Source organism: Gemmatimonadaceae bacterium, from assembly GCA_036003045.1.
Classification (GTDB): domain Bacteria; phylum Gemmatimonadota; class Gemmatimonadetes; order Gemmatimonadales; family Gemmatimonadaceae; genus JAQBQB01.
Genome location: DASYSS010000002.1, coordinates 1 through 25,665, shown reverse-complemented (window position 1 = coordinate 25,665; position 25,665 = coordinate 1). Strand labels below are relative to the sequence as shown.

Genomic DNA, 25,665 nt, shown 5'->3' with positions numbered 1-25,665 from the left:
CTCCGAGAGGGCGGGCTTCTAGTATGTGGCGGCGAGGGGCCAATCGCTACAGAGGTGGTGCGGGGTGAGGCGGCGGGGTGCGGTGACCTGGAGCGTGTGCGGTGAGCGGGGGGGTGCGTGAATTTGGCTGGCCGAGCGCGTCTGGCGACCACCGCGCCGCGTGTTTCTATTTGGATTCGATGCTAGCCACGGCCTTTCAAGAAGGGCTTCTATGACCGAACCCATTTCACGACGCGACTGGATCAAGACAGTCGGCGTCGTCGGCGCCGGCGCGATCGTGGCGTCGGAGTCCGTGCTGGCCGAAACGCCCAGCGCCGTTCCGCCTCTCCCGCCGCCGCCGGCCGGCCCCCCGGGAGACATCGTTGAGCTCGTGTCGACGAGCGAGATCTTCGTCCCGGCGCGCGGGCGCTCCTATCAGAAATTCAGTTACGATTTTCCTGAGCCGTCGGTCGTGTTCGGCGACTACCGGTTCGGTTTTCTCGTCTTCACGGACGAGAACACATACGGGCTCGACCGTTCCGCTCTGCGCGCCGAAGGCAACGCGGACTCGATGCGAATCACGTGCGACCGCTTCGTCTGGGCCGGCGGGCAGGAGCACGCGCCGGGCAAGCTCGAAGCGACGCTGCGCCGGACCGGGTCGACGATCGAGTGGAACGCGACGGTCGAGATGGGGGGAGGTCGACCGGTGAAGACGGTCACGACGATCATCCGCGGCGTGCCGCGCGGAGCGGTGTCGTTCGGCGGCGGTGGATTCCCGCAGCAGCAGAACGACGGCGAGAGCCTCGTCGGATATCCGTTCGGCGGCGGCGACCTCAATGCGTCGGGGAGCATGGGGACGCCGCTTCTCATGATCCAGACGCCGTCGGACGTGTTCTACGTGTCGTCGCTCGACGATCGCGTGCGGCCGAAGCGCTTCTATCTCGCGCCGGGCGAGACGAGCTACCGCGTCGAAGCCATCCACGAGCACGACGCGTGGCGAAACGACAACCGCGTCGAGGTCCCGACGTGGCGGCTCGGGCGCGTAGCGTCGGCCGACGAAGCCGTGAATTTGCACCTGGCGCACCTCGAGCGCGCGTACGCGATTCCCGCGTGGGAGACGCGCTCCGACGTGCCGGCGTGGACGCGCAACATCGCGATGGTGACGACGCTCCACGGAATGCACTACACGGGCTACATGTTCAACGACTACGCGAAGATGCTCGAGACGCTGCGCTGGATGTCGACGCAGATTCCCGGCGATCGCGTGCTCGCATTCATCTCGGCGTGGGACGGCCGCTACTACTGGGACTATCCCACGTACAAGGTGTCGGACCGGATGGGAGGCGAGGCCGGGTTCCGACGGCTGATCGACGAAGGGCACAAGCTCGGCTTCAAGATCATGCCGATGTACGGCATGAACTCGGCGAACAAGAAGCTCCCGATTTGGTCGAAGATCTCCGACTCGATCACTCAGAAAGTCGATGGAAACGTTTACAATCTGGACTGGGTGGATTGGAACAACGATCGACACCAGGATGGTTGGCTGGGCTACATGAACCTCGGCGCCGATTCGTGGCGGGCTCATCTCGAGGGACGCATCGCCGAGATGATCGATCGATACGGCGTGGACGCGTACTTCCTCGACATCGCCGGCGGTCACGTCAACAGCACCAACGGCGACATGCACGAAGGCACGAAGCGCCTCGTGACGAACCTGCGCACTCGTTATCCGCACGTGCTCTGCGTCGGCGAAATGCCGTACGACGCGCTGCACGGCTTCATCCCGATGTACCACGCCGGCGGCGGACCGCGTTGGCAGAAGTACAGCAAGTTCTTCCAGCACTTGAGCAGCCCCGCTCCGGGCAGAGGGTCGAGTGGCGTCCACGAGTCGGGGTTCGGGCGATTCAACAACGAGACGTTGTCGCTCTCGCCGAACGCGATTCCGACGCTGCAGGTCGTCGACGACACGTTCGCGAAGCACCGCGACGTGATGGCGGCGATCATTCAAAAAGCGAAAGAGCGCTCGGGCATCGCGTGAAGCCGGACGCGAGCGAATTCACGGTTCTTCGCGTCGCGGCGTGCCGAGCCAACATCGAGTTGGCTCGGCGCGGGCTGGCGCGGTTCACCTTCGGCAACGCGAGCGCGGTCGATCGCGAGTTGGGTGTGGTGGCGATCAAGCCGAGCGGCGTACCGTACGACGATCTCACACCCGAGTCGATGGTCGTCGTCGAGCTCGGAGGCAGGATCGTGGACGGCGACTTGCGTCCGTCGTCGGATCTGGCGACGCACCTCGAGCTTTATCGTGCGTTCTCGGGGATCGGCGGCGTTGTGCACACGCACTCGCATTACGCGACCGTGTGGGCGCAGGCGCAGCGGGAGATTCCGTGCTTCGGTACGACGCACGCCGACTATTTCCACGGTCCGGTGCCGGTGACCGCGCATCTCGAGAGTCTCGAGATCACGCAGGATTACGAGGCGAACACCGGGCGCGCGATCGTGCGTCGCTTCGAGCGGCTGGGGTTGGACCCGCTGCGCATGCCCGCGTGTCTCGTCGCGGGCCACGCGAGCTTCTGTTGGGGAGCGTCGGTGGCACGAGCGGTCGAGGTGGCGAATCTGCTCGAAGATGTCGCGCGCATGGCGTACGACACCGTGACGCTGAATGCGGCGGCGGATCCGATACCGGCTTCGTTGCTCGACAAGCACTTTCTGAGGAAACACGGGCCCGACGCGTACTACGGTCAAGAAAGGCGCGGCAAATAAAGGCGAGAGTCGAACACCGCCTTGAGCCACAGCTCTGAGCGGCAGCCGCGAGCCGCTGGCTGAAAGCGGCGGGCCCCGAGCGTTCAGAGATTTGTATCGATGGGGCGGCCGGTGAAGTCGATGGACTTTGTCGTCGATGAGCCGGCAACTCGCAGGTTGAGGCGACGCGGCGAAGGCGCGCGCAGCGTGTAGCCGGGCGCCAACCGAATCGACAGGCGGCGCGACGAGTCGCGCCACGTCATGATCAACCGCATGGCGTCGCCACGGCGGTAGTCGAACGACTTTCCATCGTCTTCGTACCACGCCGATTCGCCGTCGGCGCCGGGGTAGACGACGAGCGTCGTCGGTTCGGTGTGCGGCTCGTCGGTGTACTGGCGCACCGGATCCATCGGAATCACGGCGCCCGCACGGACGTAGAGCGGCGTCGTGGCCAGATCGACGGAGCGGTCGATCTCCTTGCCGCCGTCGACGAGGTCTTCCTTCCAGAAATCGAGCCATTTGCCGCGCGGCAGATACAAGCGGCGGTTGGTCGCGCCCTTCTCCACGACCGGCGCGACGAGAATGTCGCGTCCCCAGAGGTATTCGTCGCCGCGCGCCACGGCGACGGGATCGTCGGCGTGATGTAGCCAGAGCGCGCGCATGATCGGCATACCGGTGTCGTGTGTCTCGCGGACCGCCGTGTAGAGATACGGCATCAGGCGGTAGCGAAGCTCGAGATACTGCCGGCAGATCGGCTCGACCTGCGCGTTGTGCAGCTCGGCGGGGTCGGCCTTGAAGTTCTGCGTTTCCGGCGGCCCGCCGTCCCCGCCGTCCCAGCCCCACGGCAGATGCAGATGCCAGTTGCGTCCGTGCGATCGAAACACGGGACTGAACGCCGAGAATTGAAACCAGCGCACATAGAGCTCGCCGGTGTATTCGGCGGTGGGGATGAAGCCGCCGATGTCGGTGCCCCAATACGGAAGTCCCGTGAGCCCCGTGTTGATCCCGACCGGCACGTGTGTCTTCAACGTCTCCCAACGGGACTGTACGTCGCCCGACCAGATCAATCCACCGAAGCGCTGCACACCGGCCGACGCATTCCGGTGGAGCGCGAACGGTCGCTCGTTCGGGCGATAGACCTGCGTGCCCTCCCAATACATGCGATGGCGATTGAGCTCGGACGGCCCGTCGAAGCCGTCGCCTTGGTCGGGCCACCATCCGTCCACGCCGTCGTCCATCACAGATTTGTGAAACGGCCAGTAGCACGAGACCTGCCGGTCGGGCGGCCACTTGTTGTCCGGCGTTCGGCCGCTCGGGAGCGGAGGTGCCGTGCATTCGTCGGCGACCGAGCCGGTGAGATGCTTTCCTTCGATGACCACGTGCACGACCACCTTGAAGTGCCGATCGCGCAGCTCGGCGAGTTGTTTGCGCGGCTCCGGGAAGTTGCCCGGATGCCAGGTGAACTCACCGTTGCGCGTGTTCCAGCCGGACGGCGCGAACTCGGTGCCGAGGTAGATGAGCGCGTCGCAGGGAAGCTTCTTCTCGCGCATCGTGCGCGCGATGCCGGCGATTTGTTCGGGCCCCTCGAGCGTGCGATGCGACTGGAGATAGCCGAACGCCCAGCGCGGCGGCATTTCCGCCAGCCCGGTGATGCGCGCGTACTCGCGCATGAGAACGGCGGGATCTTTCGACGCGACGACGAATACATCGAGCGGGAGCGGGGCGTCTTTCGGCGTGAACTTGCCAAGACCGCCCGTGAAGTCGAACTCGCCGGTCGGTTGGTGAACGAACATCGCCCAACCGTTGGTGCCGACGAGCCACGGGATCGGCGCCCGCGTTCCATGCGTCGAAAGACGATATCCTCCCTGACCGATGATCATCCGATCGGCCGAGCCTTTGCGATCGAACTGCGGTCCGCCTTCCCCAAGTCCGAGGAGCGGGCCGTCGCCGAGGAGAAAGGACATGCCCGGCGACTCGGCGTCGAAGACGAGGCGCTGAACGACGGCGCCGGCGCGCGTCTCGATGCCGATCGTCGGCGGTGCATCGTCGAATTTGATGATGAGGTCTCCGGCACGAACGCGTGAGAGTGCTTCCTCCGTTCGCGAATGCGCGATCTGCCGGCCGAGCTTCTCGTTGACCAACTCGCCCGTCACGGGGAGCACGTCGGCCGCGCCGTTGTGAATGGGCCTCAGCGTGATCCGCGCCGTCGCCCCGCTCAGGGAGGCGACTTCGACCTCGACGGCCTGGCCGGCGACAACGATCTCCTTCGCCGCGCCGAGGATACGACGACCGCCGATGGCAAGTCCGGCGCCGACGACCCCGAGTTGTTTGAGAGCGTCACGTCGGGACACGGAGTCGGGCATCGCTTCGTTATCTCCGGCCACTGATGTGGAAGGAAAACTTCAGCACAGATCCCGCAGACTTGAAGCGAGGCGAAGACAGCGTGAATTATCCAAATGTGAGATGGCGCAGGTAGTCACAGTTTTTTCGCGCACTCACCATCTCGTCCGACGGATTCTCCTGCTCGACATAGCACGGCTTCTGCGAAAGATCCGGCACCGCGGCGAGGAAGCGGGCGAAGTCGAAGGTGCCTTTTCCGAGCTCGACGTCCGTCGAGCCGTCGGGCACGACGTCCTTGAGGTGAAAGCTCCAATAGCGGTCGCGATGCGCCGTGAGATAGTGCATCGGGTCGCCGTGCCCCATGAGCATGTTGCCGACGTCGAGCTGGAGACGAACCGCGGCCTGATCGAGGCGAGCGATGAAGACGTCGTAGGGAACCGCGCCGTCGATCGGCTTCATGTGATCGGGCTCGTTGTGAAATGCGAGCCAGATTCCGGCGTGGCGCGCGGCGGCGCCGGCGATGTTGAACCGGTCCGCCCACTGTCTCCACGCGTCGAGCGAATGCTGCGTCTCGTCGGGCAGGCTTGGAACGACCAGATAGCGGTGGCCGAGCAGATGTGCCTTCTCGAGGCTCTGGTCCCAGTCCTTGAGAATGACCTCGGGAGCCATGTGAGCGGATGGCGCGCGGAGTCCTTCGTCATCCAACGTCGCGCGAACTTGCTGCGGCGTGCGCCCGAAGTTGCCCAAGGACCAGAGGAGCTCGACGTCATCGTAGCCCATGGCACGGACCGCGGCGAGCGTTCGCTCCGGATCGGCCTTCATCGCTCGACGGACGGCATAGAGCTCGAGTCCGACGCGATCGAGCTTGGCCGTTCGACTCCATTCCGGCCGCGTCCCGCGAAGCGGCGCGACGAAAGCGCTCGCCGCCGCCGAACCGATCGCTTGAACGAACGTGCGCCGTTTCATGCGACAAACTCTATCCGCTCTCACTCGGCTTGGCCATATTCGGCGCGCCACCGCAACCGTCTCCCGTGGATCAGACCCCTTCCCCTCCCGTTCCCCCCCGACATAAGGATTTCACGGGGCGAGTCGCCATCGTCACCGGCGCGGCGCGCGGGCTGGGGCGCGCGGCCGTCGCGCGCTTTCTCGAGCGGGGAGCGAGCGTGGCCGTCAACGTGCGCGACCGCGGGCGTGCCGAAGCGACCGTGGCGTCACTCGGCGGCAGCACGCATTTGCTGGCCGTACCCGGTGACGTGACCGTGGACGGCGTGCCCGAAGACATCGTGCAGCAGACGATGACGCATTTCGGGCGCGTCGACATCCTCGTCAACAACGCGGCGCACGCGCGACCGACCAGATTTCCGGATCTCACCACCGCGGAGTGGCGTCAAGCGTTGGAAGTCAACATGACGGCGCCGTTCCTGTTCACTCAGGCCGTGCTGCCGGTCATGAAGGCGCAGCACTACGGTCGCATCGTCAACGTTTCGTCCACCGCCGGACGAACGGTGAGCACGCTCGGTGGAGCGCACTACACGGCGTCCAAGGCCGGCCTGCTTGGACTGACTCGCGCGGCGGCGAAGGAGATCGGAAAGTTTGGAATCACCGTCAACGCGATCTGCCCGGGAATGATCGACACTGAGCTCACGCAGGAAACCGCGCCGCCCGAATTGCTCGAGCGGCTCGCGGCAAGTTTTCCGATTCCACGTCTCGGCACCGCGATCGAGGTCGCCGACTTGATTTGTTTTCTCGCCTCCGAAGAAGCCGGCTACATGACCGGCGCGTCGATCGACATCTCGGGCGGCGACTTGATGATGTAGCCTGCCCGTTCACCGCACAGACGAGCTCAAGATGAAGGAAGGCACGCGAATCGTCGTCGCGCTCGGCGCGGCGGTCGTCGGTGGTGTGGCCATCGCCGCGTCGGGAAGCGCGTCGGCGCTGAGCGCGGCCGACGCCATCGCGCCGCTCGGTACGCTGTGGGTGAACGCGATTCGAATGACGGTGATCCCGCTCATCGTCTCGCTGCTCGTTACGGGAGTCGCCTCGACCGCGGACGTCGCGTCGATCGGACGACTCGGCGGGCGAACGCTGCTCATGTTCGTTCTCCTCGCGGCGGGCGTCGCGGTCGTCGTCGTACCGCTCGCGCCAAGTCTCTTCGCGCTCTTGCCGTTTCCGAGCGGCGCGCATCCCGCGCTTCCGGCCGGCGCGGCGGAGGCGGCCAGCCAGCTCGCGGGGACCCAGGGGCAGACGTTTGGGCGTTGGCTCACGTCGCTCATTCCGGCCAATCCGATCGCCGCAGCGGCGAACGGGGACATGGTTCCGCTGATCGTCTTCTCCATTCTGTTGGCCTTGGCGATTCTCAACCTGCCGAGGGACACGCGCGAGCCGCTGTCGTCGTTCTTCAAGTCGCTCTGCGCGGCGATGCTCGTGCTCGTGCGGTGGGTCGTGGCGCTTGCGCCGATCGGCGTGTTCGCGCTCGTGCTGCCGTTGGCGGCGCATCTCGGCGCGAGCGTGGCAGGCGCGATCGGCTTGTACATCGCGGCGTATTCGGTGGCGAGCATCGCGGTGACATTGTTGTTGTATCCCGTGGCCGCGATCGTGGCACGAGTTCCGCTTCGTCGGTTTGCGCGCGCCGCGCTGCCAGCTCAGCTGATCGCGTTCAGCTCGAGCTCGTCGATTGCGTCGTTGCCGGCGTTGGTCGAGAGCGCGGAGCAAGGGCTCGGCATTCCGAATCGAATCGCCGGATTCTCGCTGCCGCTCGCGGTGTCGCTCTTCAAGATCGCCGGGCCGGTGTCGTGGACCGTCGGCGCGCTGTTCGTGGGCTGGTTCTACGGAATCCCGCTGCACGCGCAGCAGCTCGCGACGGTGGCATTCGCGGCCGTGTTCCTCGCGTTTGCCGCGCCCGGAATTCCGCGGGGCGCGTTCATCATGCTTGCGCCGCTCTTTCTCGCGATCGGGTTGCCTGTCGAAGGGATAGGAATTCTCATCGCGGTGGACGCGCTCCCGGACACGTTCGCGACGGTGCTCAACGTCACCGGCGACCTCGTCGCGGCGGCGCTGGTGAACCGGTTTACTCCATCGCCGGACGCGGGCGTTGCGGGTGGAGCACTACCGAGCAGCGGAATCGAGCGCGAGAAGGCCGCGCAACGCTGATTCCGGCGCGAAAGGCGAGAGACTATCGGTGCTCGGGCGTTTTCTTCATGAGAAGCGTCAACGCGTTCGTCTCGTTCGGACCGATGTCGACCGTGAGATCCAATTCCTGATAGCCGGGCTTCGTGATCTTGAGGAGTGAGCTGCCTTCGGGCAAAAAGACGAGGCTCACGGTGCCGGTCGCGGTCGTCGTCACGTAGTCGCCGCTCTTCGCGTCGGTCACGTGCGCGCCTTCGACGGGATCTCCCGTGCCCTCGTCGAACACGCCGAGGAGGCGGTAGCGGTATCTCGGGAGCGCAGCCGTCGAATCGTGCGGCGACGCAACGCCGAGGGAGTCATGTGACCCGCCGGCTGAACGCGCCGCCGCGGGCTTCTTGCTGTCCTCAGGCGATTCATCGACGACGTACGACTTGGCTCCCGGCTGGTAAGCGACGCCTTGCTTCAAGACGATGTAGATCGCGCTGTCGCTGTGCGGCTTTCCGACCGTCGTGTTGAATTCGTCGGCGTACGTGATCTGCTCGATGTGCTCGGGTTGGATTTCGCACAGCACCTGCATCGACCCAGGCGAGAGTCCGGCAAGAATTCCTCGGCGACCGGTCTGGCAGACCGTGTCCGTTGCGATGCTGCGAATCCACACGCCGTTGACCCAAACGTTCGTCGACAGCGACGGGTTGGGGTCGCTGACGACCGGGCAGGTACGGCGCGGCTGGAACGCCAGCGTCGGACACTTTCGCACGGGGGTTTTCGTCGCCTGGCCGGCGGCCTGCATTGGGAAGCACGATCGGCCGCATATCATGTCCGGCCTGAGCTTCTTCAGGATGTCGGTTGCGTCGATCAATTGGTCCGCGTGCTTCGCGATCTCGTCTGCGTCGATGAAGTAACTCTTCCTCGTGACGTCTTCCTGCGCGTTGACCTGCACCGGCGCGAGTGATTGGACGGCGCGGTGCATCACGACTTGGAAATTCAGCGGGCCGGATCTCGCGTGAAAAAACTCGGCCTCGCGGACGAACCCGATCTTGCGCACGATGATCTGATAGTTGCCGTCGGGATCGGAGATCGTGAGGGAAACGAGGCCGCGCACGTCGGTGTTGCCGCTGGCGCGTGCGTCGTTCAGTCCCTGGACGACCGCGACCTCCGCGCCGCTGATGGCCACGGCGCCGCTGTCCACCACGCGCACGTTGATCGTGAGGGGTGGATGCACCGGTTGCTGCGCGCCCGCGTTCATCGCGGACGCGACGAACAGCAGCCCCGCACCCAACATGCGAATTCGGTCGTGTAACGTCATGAAGGCGTACCCATGGCTCGATCCATTCAACATGACACCCGAGACCGGCTCGGTCCATCGAGTGGCGCGATACCGGCCGTCGGGCGCGCCTATTCAGGCTCGGGCGGCGGCCGCGATGCGACGCAGCGATGGCAGGACGGCGCCGAGATGGGCGGGTTCGGAGCGCGGGTTGCCCATCGCGAAGTAGAGATCCTTGTACAACGAATAGAGCTCGTCGTACACGGCGCCCTGCCGCGTTTCCGGCTCGATCACGCGATAGGACGGACAGAGCGCCCGCTGCGCGTCGTCGATCGTCGGAAACGTCCCGGCGGCTTTGAAGGCGAAGATCGCGGAGCCGAGCCCGGTGATCGGCCGCTCGGGGATGAGCACCGGCACCCCGAACACGTTGGCGTACACGCGATTCAAGACGTCGTTCTTTTGAGGAATGCCGCCGGCGTTGATCACGCGCCGAATCGGCACGCCGTGTTCGGCCATTCGCTCGAAGACGACACGCGTGTGCAGCGCCGTGCCCTCGATTGCGGCGAACAGATCGTCGCGCGCGTCGTGGTTGAGATTCCAACCGAGCGTGACGCCGCCGAGGTTCGGGTTGACGAGAACGGTCCGGTCGCCGTTGTCCCAGGTGAGTCGGAGAAGCCCCGTCTGCCCGGCCTGATATTCCTCGAGTCCATTCGACAGGACTCGGACGCTCGTGCCCGCTCGACGCGCGATGGCCTCGAAGATGTCACCGACCGCCGAGAGACCAGCTTCCACGCCGACGTAGTCGGGGTGCACGGATCCCGGAACGACGCCGCAGACGCCGGGCACGCAGTCGGCCTGTTTCGCGATGGCGATGATGCACGTGCTCGTGCCGACCACGTTGACGACGTCGCCTTCCTGGATGCCCGCGCCGACGGCGTCCCAATGTGCATCGAACGCCCCGATGGGAATCGGAATCCCCGCGCGCAGTCCGAGACGCGAAGCCCACTCGTCGCTCAGCTGTCCGGCGATGTGATCAGACGTGCGATAGCGTCCGCCGAGCTTGTCTCGGATTCCGGCGAAGAGCGGGTCTATGGATGCGAGGAATTCTTCGGGAGGCAGCCCGTCCGATTCGCTCCAGAGCCACTTGTGTCCCATCGCGCAGACGGAGCGCGGAACGTTCTCGACGTTCGTCTCGCCGGAAAGCACGGCGGCAACCATGTCGCAATGCTCGAGTGCCGTCGCGAAGCGGGCGCGCTTGCTCGGATTGTGGCGCAACCAGTGGAGCAGTTTGGCGAACCCCCACTCCGACGAGTAAACGCCCCCGCACATCTCGATCGCCGGCAGCTTCTCGCGACGGGACATCTCCGTGATGAGCGCGGCCTCGTCCTTCGCGCGATGATCGGCCCACAGGTAGTAGTCATCGAGCGGCTTGAGACGCTCGTCCACCGGAACTACCGTCGATCCCGTCGTGTCGAGGGCGATCGCTTGGACTCGCTGGCCACTCAACTTCGCGTCGGCCAGCGCGCGCTGCACCGCGAGCGCGAGCGCGTCCATGTGCGACGCGTGCGCCTGGGTGGCGAAGTCCGGATCGCGCCGATCGCGGTTCACCGGATACTCGGCGGTTCCCGCGCCGATCGGACCGCGCTCGCTGTCCACGAGCGCGACGCGCACGCTCTGTGTGCCGAAGTCTACTCCCGCGACGACCGCCATTGGCGCGATGTCCCCCTCTCAAGCGTGGCGCCGGACGTCCCAGCCCAGATACCGCGTCGTCGCCTCGTGGACGGCGTCGGCGACGGTCGCCATCGTCGCGGCGACGTGATGCTCGAATCCGTTCGTACAGATGAAGCGCAGCAGCTCTTGCAGGCGCGGAATCTCGGCCACGCCGGCGCCTCCGAACGTCGTGAGCGGATCGTCCGTGAAACGCCCTTCGCCGACGTAGCCACGGATCTTGCCGGTACGGTCATCGGTCGAGAATCGGGCGAACGACATCGGGCTCGATCGCACCTTGCCGACGACGGTGCCGTACGTGTTGTCTCGGCCGACCGTTCCGGCGATGATCGCCTGATAGTCCATCTTCACGTCTTCGAAGAACGCCTTCGGCAGGTTGCTGCAGTGGAAACAGACGGCTTTGTCCGGATTGTCGCCGTAGTTGTTATTCCAGTCGAGCAGCGCGCTTGGCGTCTGCGACGCAAGGGTGAGCGCGTACATGCTGACCGTGCCGCATACGTCCACTTCGCACGCGCTCGGCATGTTCACGTCGCTCATCATGCTCATGAGCGTGCACGGCACGACGCCGAAGAACTCCTCGAGTGACGTCCAGCACTGCACCGCGCTCACATTGACGTCCGTCTCGCGCATCCAGCGATCGATGACGAGGCCGAGCTTGGCCATCTTGATCAACGCGTCGGTCGGAATGCCGTCCGTCGCGACGTACTCCCGCATCTCGCCGAGCTTGTAGAGGACGTCCGCGTCGTCGTTCGCGAGGCGGTCGACGCGGCCGAGGACTTCGGAGAGGTCGATGGGTTCTACCGCGATCCCGGATGCTTCCAGGATCTTTTCGCTGTAGCGGACCGTCTTGAACGCGGCCGGCCGAGCGCCGATCGCGCCGATGCGCGCCGTCTTGAGCCCGCGCGCCACGCGGCAGGTCGCGACGAACTTGCGAAGGTCGGCGCGGAAGCTGTCGGACTCGGGGCGTTGAGTGTGGAGCGACGTCAGACTATATGGTATGCCGTACTGCGTCAAAACGTTACAGACGGACATCTTCCCGCAGAACGCGTCGCGACGAAAGTCGATGCCCATCTTCGCGGGGTCGTCCGCGGTCGCATGAATCAGCACTGGCACGTTGAGCCCCGCGAGCCGAAGCGTCTCGGCGATGGCGCGCTCGTCTCCGAAGTTCGGCAGGGTGACGACGACGCCCGCGATCTTATCGGCGTGCTTTCGGAAGAGCGCCGCGCAGGCCTTCGACTCATCGCGGCTCTCTACCGCGCCGTGCACGGAGTCGTCCGGCGCCAGGGCGATGGCGTCGATCCCTTCGTCGGCGAACGCGCGCAGCATCTCGTCGCGGCCGGTGCGAGCCAGGTGGCCGGGGAAGAACCCGCGATTGCCGACGAGCAGCGCCAAGGTGACGCGTTCGACCGGCGGGCGGCGCGAAGCGCGCTTCGCGGCCTGCGCCGCATGTTTCGCCGTTAGCTTCCCGCCGGCGTTCGATTCGAGTTGAATGCGCATGAGAGGACGTTTCGTGAAAGCGTGGGCGAGCCGGTAGAGCATATCGGGCGTGCGCGGCAGCCGGAAGGCCGTCGCGTTGACACCTCGCGGTGTCGAGGTCATTGTTTCGCCCGACCCGAACCTTCACACGCAGAGATCTGAATGACGCGAGCGTTTCGTCGTCCCGGCCCCTTGTGGCGCACCGCCCTCCCGCTTGTCGCGAGCCTTCTTGCCGCGTGCAGCGGTGCCAAGACCGATAAATCCGATGCCGCGGCGGCTGGCGGCGCTTCCGCGGCTGGTGGAAGTAAGACGTTCACGATCGCCCTGATCGCCAAAAGCTCGACCAACCCGGTCTTCTTGTCCGGCCGGCAGGGTGCCGAAGCGGCGGCGGCGGAGCTGTCGAAGGCGAACGGGGTGAACGTGAAGATCGATTGGCTCACGCCACCCGACGAGGATCCGACGCTTCAGGCGCAGCGCATCGGCGAAGCTGTGAACGCCGGCGCGAACGCGATCCTTCTCTCGGCGAGCGACGCGGGCAAGCTCGTCGGTTCGGTGGACGAAGCGGTTGCGCGAGGCGTGCCGGTCATGACCTTCGACAGCGACGTCGCCGGCTCCAAGCGGTTCTCGTTTTACGGCGGCGACGACGTGTTGATGGGTACGCAGGTGATGCAAGAGCTGGCGAAGCAGATGGGCGACAAGGGCAAGATCGCCATTCTCGCCGGGAACCAGAACGCGCCCAACCTCCAGAAGCGCGTCGAGGGGGTGAAGGAAGAAGCCAAGAAGCACCCGGGCATCACGATCCTCAACACCTTCTACCACGCCGAGACGCCTCAGGACGCCGCGGCCGAAGTGGTGCGCGCCCAGAACGCGTATCCCGACATCCAGGGTTGGGCGATGATCGGCGGCTGGGCGCTCTTCACGCCGGCGTTGCTCACCGATCTCAACCCCGACAAGGTCAAGATCGTGTCGGTCGACGCGCTGCCGGTCGAGTTGCCGTACGTCGACAAGGGACTCGCGCCGGTGCTTTTCGCCCAGCCGACGTATCTCTGGGGCTACGTGTCGGTGAAGACGATCTTCGATCACGTTTACCTGCACAAAGACGTGCCGCCGCACGTGCAGATGGATCTCGTACGCGTGTCGAAGGACAACCTCGGCACGTGGGCTCGCCAGCTGAAAGACTGGGGCTTTACCGACGTCGACCCGAAGTTCTTGTCGATGAAGTAGCCTCAGGTTTGGCGGCTCTCGCGGCAATCCGGCCACAAGGACCGTCGAAACTACTTTGACGCAGACGACGCAGACTTTCAACTGCGATTCCGCAGACAAAATTTTTTTGGCTTTTGTCTGCGTCGTCGCAGTTCAAGTCTGCGGGATCGTCGTTCTCTGTTTTGTGGCCGACCAGGGCGCTAGTGGTGCACGATGAGCATGACCACTGAGTGCGTCGGCACGGCGGGCGACATCCCGTCCGGAAGGCGGATGCATGTAAGACGCCTGTAACAACTGGCGCAGCCGACGCCCGCAACAGAACTTCAGGGCTCGCGAACTTCTCGACGGAGATTGGTATGCGTACGACCATCGCCCGCGTTTGCGCAGCAGCGATTCCCGCGCTGTTGGCGACCGAAGCGCTCAACGCTCAAGGCACCGCGGCCGACTACGCCCGCGCCGAGCAGCTGAACACGCGCTACGAGGGACTCGCCGCCAACATCCCGGACCACCCGACCTGGATCGGGCGTACGTCGCGCCTCTGGTATCGGCGCACCGTAAAGGGCGGCGGCCATGAGTTCATGGTCGTCGACGTCGCGGCGAAGACCAAGCAACCGGCGTTCGATCACACGAAACTGGCTGCCGCGATCATTCGCGCGGGCCTCACCGAGACGCCGGCCGCCGGGCGGGGCGGGGCTGGTGCGCCCGGACCGGCGACGCTCGTCTCGGCCACCAACCTTCCGTTCACGGACTTTACGTTCGCGGACGACGAGCATGCGATCGAGTTCGTCGCGACGGGCTACAACTGGAAGTGCACGATCACCGACTACGCCTGTCAGCGTGCCGGCGCCGTGAGCGTGGGCGGTCGAGGTGGACGCGGCGGCCGTGGCGGGGGCGCCGGTCCGATCGCCGACGATGAGCAGAGCGACATGGTGCCGTTCGAAGGGCCATGGGGGGAGGACGACATCGAGGCGCTCGGCGACGAGGTGATCGCGCAGCGGATCGCGCAGCAGCAAGGTCCGCCGCGTCCTCCCGCCGACAGCGCCGTTCGTCGCTCGCCGGACGGACAGCACGAGGCGTACATCGAGAACTTCAATGTCTACATTCGAGCGACGGGCGCTCGAACCGGGTCTCCTCTGACGTTCGACGGATCGGAAGGCGGAGCCTACACGCTCCAGTCGCTGACCTGGTCGCCCAGCTCGGCGAAGATCGCGGTGTATCGCGTGACGCCCGGCTATCGACGGCTCGTGCGATACGTCGAGTCGTCACCCGCAGATCAGCTGCAACCGAAATACATGGAGCGCGTTTACGCGAAGCCCGGCGACGTGCTCGACCAGCGCGATCCAGTGCTCATCGACGTCGCGTCGAAGCGCGTCGTGCACGTCGACCACGCGCTTTTCCCGAATCCTTACCAACTCCTGCAGCTCACGTGGCGCAAGGACGGCAGAGCGTTCACGTTCGAGTACAACCAGCGAGGGCATCAGGTCTACAGCGTCATCGAAGTCGACGCGAACACCGGCGCGGCGCGCTCGATCGTCACCGAGCAATCGAAGGCGTTCGTCGACTATCGTCCGGCCACCGATGGGATCAGCGACTCCGGACGCCGCTTCCGCTTCGACGTCGCCGACGGCAAAGAGATGATCTGGATGTCGGAGCGCGATGGTTGGAGCCAGCTGTACCTGATCGACGGCGCCACCGGCCGAGTCGAGAATCAGATCACCAAAGGCAACTGGGTCGTCCACAACGTTCAGCACGTGGACGAGGCGAAGCGACAAATCTGGTTTACGGCGAACGGCATGGATCCGAAGGAAGACCCGTACTTCTTGCATTACTATCGGATCAACTTCGACGGCACCGGCCTCACGCCGATGACGCCCGAGAACGGGATGCACACGATCTCGTGGTCGGGCGACAGCAGCTACTACGCCGACCTGTGGTCGCGCGTCGACGCCGCGCCTTCGCTCGACGTCCACAGCACCGCCGACCAGCACGTCGCGATGGAAGTCGACCACGGCGACATCGCGTCTCTGTCGGCCGCCGGATGGAAAGCCCCCGAGGTTTTCGTCGCGAAAGGACGCGACGGCGCCACCGACATCTGGGGCGTGATCTTCAAGCCGACCAACTTCGATCCCCAAAAAAAATACCCGGTCATCGAGAACATCTACGCCGGTCCGCAGGGCTCGTTCGTGCCGAAGACATTCGGCATCACGAACGACATGCGCACGCTCGCCGAGCTGGGGTTCATCGTCGTGCAGATGGACGGCATGGGGACGGCGAACCGGTCGAAGGCCTTCCACGACGTCGCCTGGCAGAACTTGGGCGACGCGGGCTTCCCCGATCGCATCCTTTGGCACAAGGCCGCCGCGGCGACATATCCGTGGTACGACATCACACGGGTCGGCATCTACGGCACATCGGCCGGCGGACAGAATTCGCTCGGCGGAATGCTCTTTCATCCCGAGTTCTACAAGGCGGCGGTGTCGGCGGCCGGGTGTCACGACAACCGCATGGACAAGATCTGGTGGAACGAGCAGTGGATGGGTTGGCCGCTCGGTCCGCACTACGCCGCATCGTCGAACGTGGACAATGCGTCGAAGCTGCAAGGCGACTTGATGCTCATCGTCGGTGAACTCGACACGAACGTCGATCCGTCGTCGACGATGCAGGTGGTGAACGCGCTCATCAAGGCCAACAAGACGTTCGATCTGTTGGTGATCCCAGGCGCCGATCACACGAACGGCGGCCCGTACGGCATCCGCAAACGCAACGATTTCTTCGTGCACCATCTGCTCGGCGTCGAGCCGCCCGAGCGGAACGCCACGCAGGCGATCCAGGCCGGACGCGCCGGCCGATAACGACGACACCCATCACGAACCCACCCATGGACAGACGGTCTTTCGTTTCTCGCTCCGCGACCACGCTCGGCGCCGTAGCCGCGGCAAGCACCGGAGCGCTCGAGTTGCCAGCGCTCGAGGGTATTACGCTTCAGGCGAAACCGCCCTCGATCACCGACGACGAGCGGCGAGCGCGCATCGAGAAGGCGCGGCGGCTGATGACGGAGAACGGAATCGACGCGATGTTTCTCGAGGGCGGGTCGAGCATGGTGTACTTCACCGGCGTGCATTGGGGGAACAGCGAGCGCACGTTCGGCGTGGTGATCCCCGCCAAGGGTGAGCTCGCGTGGGTCACGCCCGCGTTCGAGGAGGAGCGGGCTCGTGAACTGATCAAGTTCTCGAACGACGTCCGCGTCTGGCAGGAGGACGAGAGTCCGTTTCAGGTGATCGCCGGCATCCTCAAGGATCGCGGTGTCACGAACGGAAAGGTCGGAATGGAGGAACGCGTCCGCTTCTTCATCGCCGACGGCGTGCGGCAACGCTTCCCCAGCGCGCAGTACGTGATCGCGACCCCGGTGACCGCCGGATGCCGCATGATCAAGTCGCCCGCCGAGATCGCCCTGATGAAGCACGCGAATGAGATCACGCTGCAGGCGATCGGCGCGACGCTCAAGGCGCTCAAGCCGGGAATGACGCAGCGAGACGTGTCGGCGAGCGTCGCGTCGGTGACGCAACGGCTCGGCGGCGTGAGCGACGGCGCGCTCGTCATCTTCGGGAAGTACACGGCTTTCCCCCACGGCAGCATCCAGCCGCAGACGCTTCGCGATGGCGACGTCGTGCTCGTCGACGCGGGATGCACAGTGGACGGCTACACTTCCGACATCACGCGCACGACGGTGTTCGGCAAACCGACGCAGCGTCAGCGCGACGTCTGGGAGACCGAAAAGCGCGCGCAGGAGGCGGCGTTCAACGCGGCGCAGGTAGGCGCGACGTGCGAGTCGGTCGACGCCGCGGCCAGGAAGGTGATCACCGACGCCGGATTCGGTCCGGGCTACAAGGTGCCCGGTCTGCCGCACCGCACCGGCCACGGCATCGGCGTCGACGGCCACGAGTGGACGAACTTCGTGAAGGGCAACACGACGAAGATCCAGCCCGGAATGTGCTTCAGCGACGAGCCGACGATCGCGATCTACGGCGAGTTCGGAATTCGCTTGGAGGACTGCCTGCACATCACGGAGAGCGGCCCGCAGATGTTCACGCCGAGGAGCCCGGCGATCGACCGCCCTGTCTAGCCCGCGCTAGGGCGCGAACGGATTCGTCAGCCGAAAGTACGTGGAGTCGATTCGTCGCACGTAGCCGAGCGTCTCGCTGTATCGCCACCGCTGCACGCGTGGGGCGATGAGCTCGATGTTGGCCCACGCGGGCTCGGGAGACGTCTGCTTCGCCACCGCGAGCGCGCGGCCGATCGTGCCCTCGCCGGCGTTGTAGCTCGCGAACATGAAGTGGTATCGCTCGGCTTCTGGAATGTTGGCCCAGAGCTGCCATAGATCGCGGTCGTGGAGGATGCCGGCCGCGATGTTCCAATCGGGCTGATCGATCGCGCCGAACTCCGGGCGGTGCGACGCGATCTGCTGATACGTCGACGGCATGAGCTGCATCACGCCGCGCGCGCCGACCCAACTCGTCGCGTCGGGCTTGAGCTCACTCTCGGCGAACCCCTGCGCCTTGAAGTAGCGCCAGTCGAACGCCGAGCCGAAGTATCGCTTCGAGTATTTCTTGAAGGCCGGATCGAAGCGCTGGCTGATCTTCTTGGCGGCGCGCGCTTCGGCGACCTTTTCGAGAGAGCCAAACGCCGACGACGCGGTGCTTCCGCCCTGGGCGAGTGCCCACGCGGGTGCGGCAGCCAGCGCCAGCGCGATCAGCGAACGTCGCCCGCGCATCGGCTTATCCGATGGCGCGCCCGACGATGAGCGCGATCGAGATCCACAGCGCCGCGATGAAGATCGCGGCGGCGATGTTCCCGCGCTTCAGCTCTTGGGGGAAGTCGACGTCGGGCGTGAGCCGGTCGATCACTCGATAGCTCACGAACATCAACACCACGCCGAGGCCGGCGTAGACGAGGTTCAGCGCAAGAATCGCGAGCTGCACGGATTCGCCTTGTGAAGGGTCTGGAAGGCCGTGTTCAAGCGGCCTCATCACAAGACGACAATCGGCGTTCGAAAGTTTCGGAGTTCGGCAGTCCCAGGGCAGTTTCGGCGTTCGGACTACAGAGTGTCGATCGTCGCCGCCGTAACGCTGGAACTCGTCAGCAGGCTGTGGACGGCGTTGATGCGTTTCACGTATCCGATGGTCTCGGTGTAGCGCCAGGGGTGCACGCCCGGCGCGACTTTCACGACGTTCGCCCACGTCGTGTCGGCCGGCCAGCGCGACGTCACGATGTTGTACGCTTTGATGATCGGCCCGCGGCCGGCGTTGTAGCTCGCGAACATGAAGTCGAGGCGCTCGTCGTACGGCACGAGGTGCCAGAAATCCCAGAGACGCCGGTTGTAATAGATCCCGGCCGCGATGTTCCACTGCGGCTGGTCGATGGGGCCGAAGTCGGGATTCTGCGAGACGATTTCGTGGTATGTCGTCGGCATCAGCTGCATCAAGCCGCGCGCGCCGACCCAACTCTTCGCGCTCGGGTCCAACCGACTCTCGGCGAAGCCCTGGGCCTTGAACCAACGCCAATCGAACGCGGGGCCGAAGTATTGCTTGCTGTACTTGGAGAAAGATTCGTCGTATCGCGAGTTGATCTTTCGCGCGACGATCGCCGCGGCCGCGTTCTCGATTCTCGCCAGCAGGCCAGGCTTGGGCGGGGGAGGTTGGGCCGCCGCGGTCGCCGGCGGGCCCTGCCCGCAGTCGATCCGCGCGGCGACGAGAAACACCGCCGCGAACACGAAGGCCCGCTTTACGCCCTTCATGCGATGGCCGCTAACTGATCGCCCGCCCGATGATGAGCGCTATCGAGACGAACAGCGAGCCGACGAAAATCGCCGCCGCGACGTTGCCGCGCTGCAATTCCTGGGGAAGGCTGACCTCGTGCAAGAGCCTGTCAATGACGCGAAAGCTGAAATACATCAGCACCACGCCACACGCCGCGTAGACGAGGTTCAGTATGAGAATCCATATGGACACGGCCCACCTCAGCGGTTGACGTGACGCGCGGTGCCGCGCGTCGAAGCAACACGAAGGGCGGCGATAAGGTCAGCGCACTACTTGGCTCGGCAAGCTCCGGGCCGCGTAAGCAGCGCGTCGTTGAGGCCGACGCGCCGCAACAGCGTAGCGAAGCGCTTGCTTCCCCGGATCGAGTCGAACGAGTAGTCGCACAACGGCGTGAACGAGGGCCAGATCTCGCGGGCGTTGGTGGCCATCTCGAGATCGGCCAGCGCGGCCGCGGTGTCGGGCACCCCGATCTGCGCGGCCGCGGCGGTCGAGTACGCGAACCACGTGTGCGCCGCGGAGCTCTCGAAGCCCCGTGCCATCCGCAACGCCGTCTCCCGGTCGCCGGTCTTGCCGGCGGCGTACGCGACCTCCGCGCCGAACGGCGGACTGGCCGAGAGATGGTGCATCGAGAGTTGCCGCGCCTCGGCGGCGTGCCCCGCGGCGACGAACGCGAGAGTCGAGATCTGGACGAGGGGCGACGACGTCGAATCGATCTCCAAACCGCGCCGCGATTCCGCCAGCGCCTCGGCATGCCGTCCGAGTAACGAGAGCGAGTGGACCTTCCACGCCGCGACCACCGGCGAGAACGGCTCGAGAGCCGCCGCCCGAGTGATCACGTCGAGCGCCTCGGCCGGGCGGCCGACGTAGAGCAGGTAGCGTGTGTATTGCGTGAGGGCGGCGACGTCGTTCGAGTCGGCGGCGATCGCGTGGCGAAACTCATCGCCGGCCTCGCTCCACTCGTAGGCATGCATGCGCGCCAGTCCGAGCGCGATGTGCGCCTGGGCGAGCGTGCTGTCGATCATCAGGGCGCGCTCCGCCGCCCGCATCGCGCGAAGCCGCACGCTGTCGGCAGGCATGCCGTTGAAGTACGGCAGGTACTCCAGCGTCTCACCGAGCGCGGCGTACGCTCGCGCGAAGGAGGAGTCTTTGTCGATCGCTTGTTGAAACAACTCGACGGCGCGCGGCAAGTTGTGGCGCGCGCCAAGGAGGAATCGACCGCGCAGGTAAAGGTCGTACGCGTCGTTGTCGTTCGTGCCCTGTGCCACCTGCGCTGAAGTCGCCGTTGCCGCGGCGCGGCTCGACAGCCGCGGCGCAAGCGCGTGTGTGATCTCACGCGCGAGATCGCTCTGCAACGCGAACAGGTCCTTGGGGTCGCGCAGGAAGACGTCGGACCAGATTTCTTGACCGGTCGCCGCGTCGGCGAGCTGCGCGGACGCCCGAAGCTGCCGGCCCGCGAAGCGAATCGAGCCGGTGAGCACGAATTCCACGGAGAGCGCTCGGCCGACCTCCCGAGCGTCGAGCCCCGCCTGACTTCTCACCTGGTTCTTGTACCGATAGGTCGCGGTGCGCGAGGCGATGCGAACGCCAGGCAGCTTGCCGAACGCAGTCGCCAACTCGTCGGTCATGCCGTCCGCGAGATAGTCCTGCGTCGAATCGCCACCAACGTTCGCGAAGGGAAGCACGGCGAGCGTGCGGATTCCGATCGCGGGAGCGGTGTTCACCGGCGCGCGACGCCGAATCAGCGCGACGGCGGCGACGACCACGACGAGCACCGCCACACCGATCGCGATGAACCGACCGCTGCTCGCGCGAGCGGACCGCCGAATCGCGGGCGTCGGCGTACTGACGTTGTCGAGCGCTTGCAGCACCTCGCGCGCCGACTGCGGACGCCGGACAGGATCCTTTTCCAAGCATTGCATGACCAGGCGGGCGAGCCCTGGTGGACAGTCTGACCGCTTGTCGCCGATCGGAACCGGCGTCTCGTTCACGTGCGCGAGAAACGTCTGATGGATCGGCCGCGCGTGGAACGGCGTCTCTCCGCACAGGAGCTCGTAGCCGAGGCAGCCGAGGGCGTAGAGATCGGCGCGATGGTCCGTGCTCGGATCGCCGACGCCCTGTTCCGGCGCCATGTACGCCGGCGTGCCGATTGCCGTGCCGATTTGCGTGACGACGGATGCCTCGGCGTTCGCCGCGCCGTCGGCGTCTGGCGTCATCGTGCTCGCGCGAATCAACGCTTTGGCGATGCCGAAGTCGGTCACCATCGCCGCGTCGCCGGAGAGCAGCACGTTGTCCGGCTTGATGTCGCGGTGGACGACGCCGCGCTCGTGCGCGTAGGCCAGCGCCCGCGCGATGTCGCGCAGCACGCTGATCACCTCGCCGATCGGCAGACGGCCCGACGACAACCGGTGTCGGAGCGACAAGCCATCGACGAACGGCATTGTGTAGTACGGACGGCCGTCGAGCTCGCCGGCCGACAGTAGCGGGACGATGTTCGCCTGCTGAAGCGCCGCCGCCAGCCGGATTTCCCGCTCGAACCGGCTTCCCGAAAGACCGGCAGCCAGTTCGGACGACAACACTTTCACGACGACTCTGCGGTTCAGCGCGGTCTCGGTGGCGACGAAGACGTGCGACATCCCGCCGCCGCCGAGCTCTCGCTCGATGGAGTACGAACCACCGAGCGAGTGCTGAAGCTCCTCGCGGAGGCTCATCGAGCCGGCGCGGTCCTCAGGCCGGCGGCTTCACGCGCTTGCCCCACGTCGGCGGCGGCGGCTCCTTCGTCGCACGATCCACCGGATGCGCGGCCAGCTGCTTCATCGCTTCGGCGACTGCTGCTTCCAACTGCGGGTCGTGGCCGCCGATCACTTCCTTCGGCGTGTTTTCGACGTCGACGTCCGGGGCGACGCCTTCGTTCTCCACTGCCCACTTGCCGTCGCGGGCGAAGAATCCGCCGCGCGGCGCGATCGCCGATCCGCCATCGACGAACGGCGGCGTGTCGGCGGTGTGAACGAGTCCGCCCCACGTGCGCTTGCCGACGAGCGTTCCGATCTTGCGATAGCGGAACATGTACGGCATCAAGTCGCCGCCTGATCCCGCCATTTCGTTGATGATCATGACCTTCGGGCCCCAGATGCCGGCGGCGGGGCTGGTGAACGGCATGCGATCGCCGGCCACGTTGTTGAAGTAGCCGTCGTAGTCGCGCTGCAGCACGTCGATGATGTAGTCCGCCGCCTGGCCGCCGCCGTTATACCGCTCGTCGATGATCGCGCCCTTCTTGTCCTGCTGCGCGAAGTAGTAGCGGTTGAAACTCGTATAGCCCGGCTGGCCGGTGTTGGGCAGATAGACGTAGGCGAGCTGGCCATGCGAGAGCGAATCCACCGTGCGGCGGTTCGCTTCGATCCAGGCTCGCGTGCGCAGCCCCTGCTCGTTCGCGACCGGAACGACCGTGACGTGCCGCGCACCATCCGGCGTCGGCGTCGCGCTCACGACGAGCGCCGTTTGACGATTCGCGGTTCCGTCGAGCAGGCGATAGATGTTGTCCGGCGCTTTCAGATCCTGTCCGTTGATCGAGAGGATGTAGTCGCCGACGCGCACGTCCACTCCCGGCGCGGCGAGCGGTGCGCGAAGATCGGTGTTCCACTCTTCGTCGTCGTAGATCTTCGTGATGCGATACCGGCCATTCTCGATGGCGAAGTCGGCGCCGAGCAGTCCGCCAGGGACCGCGGCCGGAACGTCGGGCATGTCGCCGCCGCGCACGTACGAGTGACCGATCGAGACCTCCGCTCCCATCATGTCGATCAGGTAGTTGAGATCCGCCCGATGGTTCACGAAGGGAAGGAACTGGCTGTACATCTCCTTCACTTTCGGCCAATCCGCGCCGTGTTCGTTCGGCACATAGAGGTAGTCGCGCTGGTTGCGCCACGCCTCGTCGAATATCTGCTTGTACTCCTGCTTCGGGTCGATGAACGCGCGAAGATCCGCGGTCACGTGGCCCTGGCCAGCCTGCGGCGGATTGCGGTCCGCGTCGACGAGGAAGAGCTGTGGTCCGCCGCCCGCGCCGGGCGCGCCACCCCGGCCGCCCCGACCCCCGCCTCCGCCACCGCCTCGATACACGAGCTTGTGTCCGTCGAGGCTCACGTCATAGTCGGCCGCGCCCGTGACGAACGAAACGTCGCGATGGTCGCGCAGCGAGTAGCGGTGCAGCGTCGCACCCGTACCACCTGCGCCCCGGCCACCGCCGCCACCCGCGGCCGCCTCGAGGAAGTATACCATTCCGGCGACGCCTGATTTCAAGTTCGAGTATTGGCGTTCCGGAACGCCCGGCACGGTGAGAATGCGGTGCTCGAGGCCGTCGAAGTCGATCGTGACCGTGGGCATCGGCGCACGTGGAGCCGGACGCGCTGACTGTTCGCCGCCAGCCGCGCTGTCGGCACCAGCCGCGCCGGCGCCGCCGCCGCGACCGCCACGACCGCCGCCGCCGAATCCACCGGGCGTCGCGCCGGTCGGCGCACCTTCTTCATCGCTCTCGGGAAGGAACGGCGACGCGTCGCTCTTGCGCAGCATGGCCGCGTAGAGGCCGAACGTCTCCGTGTGGTCGTAGTTCGTCATGTCCAGCCACTGCGACTTGAGACCGAAATCGGTCGACGCGAGGAACCAGAGATACTTGCCGCTCGCGTCCCACGACGGCGACACGGCGTCGGCGAGTCCGTCGGTCACCTGCTTCGAGACGCCCGTCTCGACGTTCACGACCTCGATCGCGTGATACAGCGAGTTGAGATGTTTCGCGTACGCGATCCACTTGCCGTCCGGCGACCACACCGGATTCATCGTTCGCGTCGGCACCATCCACGGATCGTTGCCCACGACCTTCGCCTGGCCGGTCGCGACGTCGACGACCCACAGCTTGAGGTCCGCGCTGTGGAACATGATCCGCTTGCCGTCGGGCGACCACGACGCCGTGTAGAAGTGGCCGGTCGTCGGGATCTTGATCTCGCGCGCCGGGGTGAGCCCGTCCTGCGACTCGATGTACAGCGCGTACTCACCGGACTTGTCGCTGAAGTACGAGATCTGCTTGCCGTCGGGCGACCACGCGGGCTCGCGCTCCGCGGACGCGCTCGAATTCGTGAGGTCGCGGACGTCGCCGCGCTCGGCCGGGATCGTGAAGATCTCGCCGCGCGCCTCGACCGCGATACGCTTGCCGGTCGGAGAGAGCGCGAGGTTGCTCATGCTCGCCGTCACGTCCTTCCACTGCGGCATCATCCAGGCGAAGTCGCCGGCGGCCGTGATGTTCACCACGTGTTCGCTGCCGCTCTTCGGATCGAGAAGGTGGATGTCACCCGCCTGCTCGAAGACGACCGCGCTGCCGTCCGACGCCGCGTCGATCGCTTTCACGTCGAAGTTCGTGAAGTGCGTGGACTGCGTGAGCTTCTTCGCCTTCGTGTCGTAGCTCCACACGTTCGCGACACCATCGCGGTCCGAGATGAAGTCGACGACTTCGTCGTTGACCCACACCGGATCCATGTTCTTGGATTCCGGCTGCGACGGCGCCGAGAAGTGCGACGAGCCGCGGGGCGAACCCGCCTGCGCGACGATGAGATCGGACGCGACGTTCGGCGTGGTGTCGAGCGCGAACGTCTTGAGGTCGACGATCCAAATGGGACGATTCTGTCCGCCGCGGTAGTTGCGGCGCTCTTCGTCCCACGAGTTGTTCATTCTGTACGCGACGCGGCGGCCGTCGGGCGAGATTTTGCCCTGGTAGGCTCGGGGCAACGCCATCGGCGTCTCGACGCCGCCTTCGACCGGCACCGTCCAAAACCGCGGGGCCGCGCTCGGGGCCGCGGTGGCGCGCGCCGAGTTGAAGACGATCGATTTGCCGTCAGGCGTCCATCCTTCGACGATGTCGGCGCCCGGGTGCCACGTGAGTCGCTTGGGCTCACCGCCCTCCGCGGGGACGACGTAAACGTCGACGTTCCCGCCGTACTGGGCGCTGAACGCGAG

18 protein-coding genes are annotated in these 25,665 nt (G+C 65.6%); 7 read left to right on the top strand and 11 right to left on the bottom strand.

The features are described from left to right. Positions 1–211 precede the first annotated feature (211 nt). Positions 212–2,017, top strand: coding sequence for a hypothetical protein (locus tag VGQ44_00255; protein ID HEV8445217.1), 1,806 nt, complete (start codon positions 212–214; stop codon positions 2,015–2,017). Further along, positions 2,014–2,739, top strand: a complete 726-nt coding sequence (araD, locus tag VGQ44_00250) for an L-ribulose-5-phosphate 4-epimerase AraD (GenBank protein HEV8445216.1) — start codon at positions 2,014–2,016, stop codon at positions 2,737–2,739. The genes VGQ44_00255 and araD overlap by 4 nt, the downstream gene beginning before the upstream one ends. 83 nt (positions 2,740–2,822) lie before the next feature. Here araD and VGQ44_00245 read toward each other — a convergent pair whose 3' ends face one another. Then, positions 2,823–5,081, bottom strand: a complete 2,259-nt coding sequence (locus tag VGQ44_00245; GenBank protein ID HEV8445215.1) for a TIM-barrel domain-containing protein — start codon at positions 5,079–5,081, stop codon at positions 2,823–2,825. A gap of 85 nt (positions 5,082–5,166) precedes the next feature. Then, positions 5,167–6,024: a sugar phosphate isomerase/epimerase gene (locus VGQ44_00240; GenBank protein HEV8445214.1), complete on the bottom strand. Its 858-nt coding sequence runs from the start codon at positions 6,022–6,024 to the stop codon at positions 5,167–5,169. A gap of 65 nt (positions 6,025–6,089) precedes the next feature. On the opposite strand from VGQ44_00240, the gene VGQ44_00235 reads away from it, so the two are divergent. Continuing rightward, positions 6,090–6,875, top strand: coding sequence for an SDR family NAD(P)-dependent oxidoreductase (locus VGQ44_00235; GenBank protein ID HEV8445213.1), 786 nt, complete (start codon positions 6,090–6,092; stop codon positions 6,873–6,875). A gap of 31 nt (positions 6,876–6,906) precedes the next feature. Next, positions 6,907–8,208, top strand: coding sequence for a cation:dicarboxylase symporter family transporter (locus VGQ44_00230; GenBank protein ID HEV8445212.1), 1,302 nt, complete (start codon positions 6,907–6,909; stop codon positions 8,206–8,208). 22 nt (positions 8,209–8,230) lie between these two features. Here VGQ44_00230 and VGQ44_00225 read toward each other — a convergent pair whose 3' ends face one another. From VGQ44_00225 to VGQ44_00215, 3 genes are all read right to left on the bottom strand, one after another. Next, positions 8,231–9,490, bottom strand: a complete 1,260-nt coding sequence (locus tag VGQ44_00225) for a carboxypeptidase-like regulatory domain-containing protein (GenBank protein ID HEV8445211.1) — start codon at positions 9,488–9,490, stop codon at positions 8,231–8,233. Between the two features lie 93 nt (positions 9,491–9,583). After that, a complete protein-coding gene (locus VGQ44_00220; GenBank protein HEV8445210.1) occupies positions 9,584–11,158 on the bottom strand; it encodes a ribulokinase in 1,575 nt (524 codons plus the stop codon). An 18-nt stretch (positions 11,159–11,176) separates the two neighbouring features. After that, positions 11,177–12,673, bottom strand: coding sequence for a hypothetical protein (locus VGQ44_00215; protein ID HEV8445209.1), 1,497 nt, complete (start codon positions 12,671–12,673; stop codon positions 11,177–11,179). Between the two features lie 141 nt (positions 12,674–12,814). Here VGQ44_00215 and VGQ44_00210 point away from each other — a divergent pair, with 141 nt between their 5' ends. The 3 genes from VGQ44_00210 to VGQ44_00200 all read left to right on the top strand — a co-directional run bounded on the left by VGQ44_00210 (position 12,815) and on the right by VGQ44_00200 (position 17,978). Continuing rightward, positions 12,815–13,876, top strand: a complete 1,062-nt coding sequence (locus VGQ44_00210) for a substrate-binding domain-containing protein (protein ID HEV8445208.1) — start codon at positions 12,815–12,817, stop codon at positions 13,874–13,876. A 335-nt stretch (positions 13,877–14,211) separates the two neighbouring features. Beyond that, positions 14,212–16,707: a DPP IV N-terminal domain-containing protein gene (locus VGQ44_00205; protein HEV8445207.1), complete on the top strand. Its 2,496-nt coding sequence runs from the start codon at positions 14,212–14,214 to the stop codon at positions 16,705–16,707. A 26-nt stretch (positions 16,708–16,733) separates the two neighbouring features. Continuing rightward, entirely contained in the window at positions 16,734–17,978 is a 1,245-nt protein-coding gene (locus VGQ44_00200) for a Xaa-Pro peptidase family protein (protein ID HEV8445206.1), read from the top strand. A gap of 6 nt (positions 17,979–17,984) precedes the next feature. Here the strand turns inward: VGQ44_00200 and VGQ44_00195 are convergent, their stop codons facing one another. The 6 genes from VGQ44_00195 to VGQ44_00170 all read right to left on the bottom strand — a co-directional run. Beyond that, positions 17,985–18,626 (bottom strand): transglycosylase SLT domain-containing protein, encoded by a 642-nt coding sequence (locus VGQ44_00195; protein HEV8445205.1) that lies wholly within the window; start codon positions 18,624–18,626, stop codon positions 17,985–17,987. 4 nt (positions 18,627–18,630) lie between these two features. Next, a complete protein-coding gene (locus VGQ44_00190) occupies positions 18,631–18,834 on the bottom strand; it encodes a DUF350 domain-containing protein (GenBank protein HEV8445204.1) in 204 nt (67 codons plus the stop codon). A gap of 116 nt (positions 18,835–18,950) precedes the next feature. Further along, entirely contained in the window at positions 18,951–19,649 is a 699-nt protein-coding gene (locus VGQ44_00185; GenBank protein HEV8445203.1) for a transglycosylase SLT domain-containing protein, read from the bottom strand. Between the two features lie 10 nt (positions 19,650–19,659). Continuing rightward, positions 19,660–19,863 carry a DUF350 domain-containing protein gene (locus VGQ44_00180; GenBank protein ID HEV8445202.1) on the bottom strand — a complete coding sequence of 68 codons (204 nt, stop codon included), beginning with the start codon at positions 19,861–19,863 and terminating at the stop codon, positions 19,660–19,662. A gap of 77 nt (positions 19,864–19,940) precedes the next feature. Next, positions 19,941–22,379, bottom strand: a complete 2,439-nt coding sequence (locus tag VGQ44_00175; protein ID HEV8445201.1) for a protein kinase — start codon at positions 22,377–22,379, stop codon at positions 19,941–19,943. Positions 22,380–22,395: 16 nt separating this feature from the next. Beyond that, a partial coding sequence (locus VGQ44_00170) for a PDZ domain-containing protein (protein ID HEV8445200.1) occupies positions 22,396–25,665 on the bottom strand: 3,270 nt, incomplete at its 5' end.

Coding starts and splice junctions, on each gene's coding strand:
- VGQ44_00255 (HEV8445217.1), top strand. CDS start 212: ATGACCGAACCCATTTCACGACGCGACTGGATCAAGACAGTCGGCGTC.
- VGQ44_00230 (HEV8445212.1), top strand. CDS start 6,907: ATGAAGGAAGGCACGCGAATCGTCGTCGCGCTCGGCGCGGCGGTCGTC.
- VGQ44_00200 (HEV8445206.1), top strand. CDS start 16,734: ATGGACAGACGGTCTTTCGTTTCTCGCTCCGCGACCACGCTCGGCGCC.
- VGQ44_00210 (HEV8445208.1), top strand. CDS start 12,815: ATGACGCGAGCGTTTCGTCGTCCCGGCCCCTTGTGGCGCACCGCCCTC.
- VGQ44_00215 (HEV8445209.1), bottom strand. CDS start 12,673: ATGCGCATTCAACTCGAATCGAACGCCGGCGGGAAGCTAACGGCGAAA.
- VGQ44_00205 (HEV8445207.1), top strand. CDS start 14,212: ATGCGTACGACCATCGCCCGCGTTTGCGCAGCAGCGATTCCCGCGCTG.
- VGQ44_00175 (HEV8445201.1), bottom strand. CDS start 22,379: ATGAGCCTCCGCGAGGAGCTTCAGCACTCGCTCGGTGGTTCGTACTCC.
- VGQ44_00245 (HEV8445215.1), bottom strand. CDS start 5,081: ATGCCCGACTCCGTGTCCCGACGTGACGCTCTCAAACAACTCGGGGTC.
- VGQ44_00220 (HEV8445210.1), bottom strand. CDS start 11,158: ATGGCGGTCGTCGCGGGAGTAGACTTCGGCACACAGAGCGTGCGCGTC.
- VGQ44_00225 (HEV8445211.1), bottom strand. CDS start 9,490: ATGACGTTACACGACCGAATTCGCATGTTGGGTGCGGGGCTGCTGTTC.
- VGQ44_00195 (HEV8445205.1), bottom strand. CDS start 18,626: ATGCGCGGGCGACGTTCGCTGATCGCGCTGGCGCTGGCTGCCGCACCC.
- VGQ44_00185 (HEV8445203.1), bottom strand. CDS start 19,649: ATGAAGGGCGTAAAGCGGGCCTTCGTGTTCGCGGCGGTGTTTCTCGTC.
- VGQ44_00240 (HEV8445214.1), bottom strand. CDS start 6,024: ATGAAACGGCGCACGTTCGTTCAAGCGATCGGTTCGGCGGCGGCGAGC.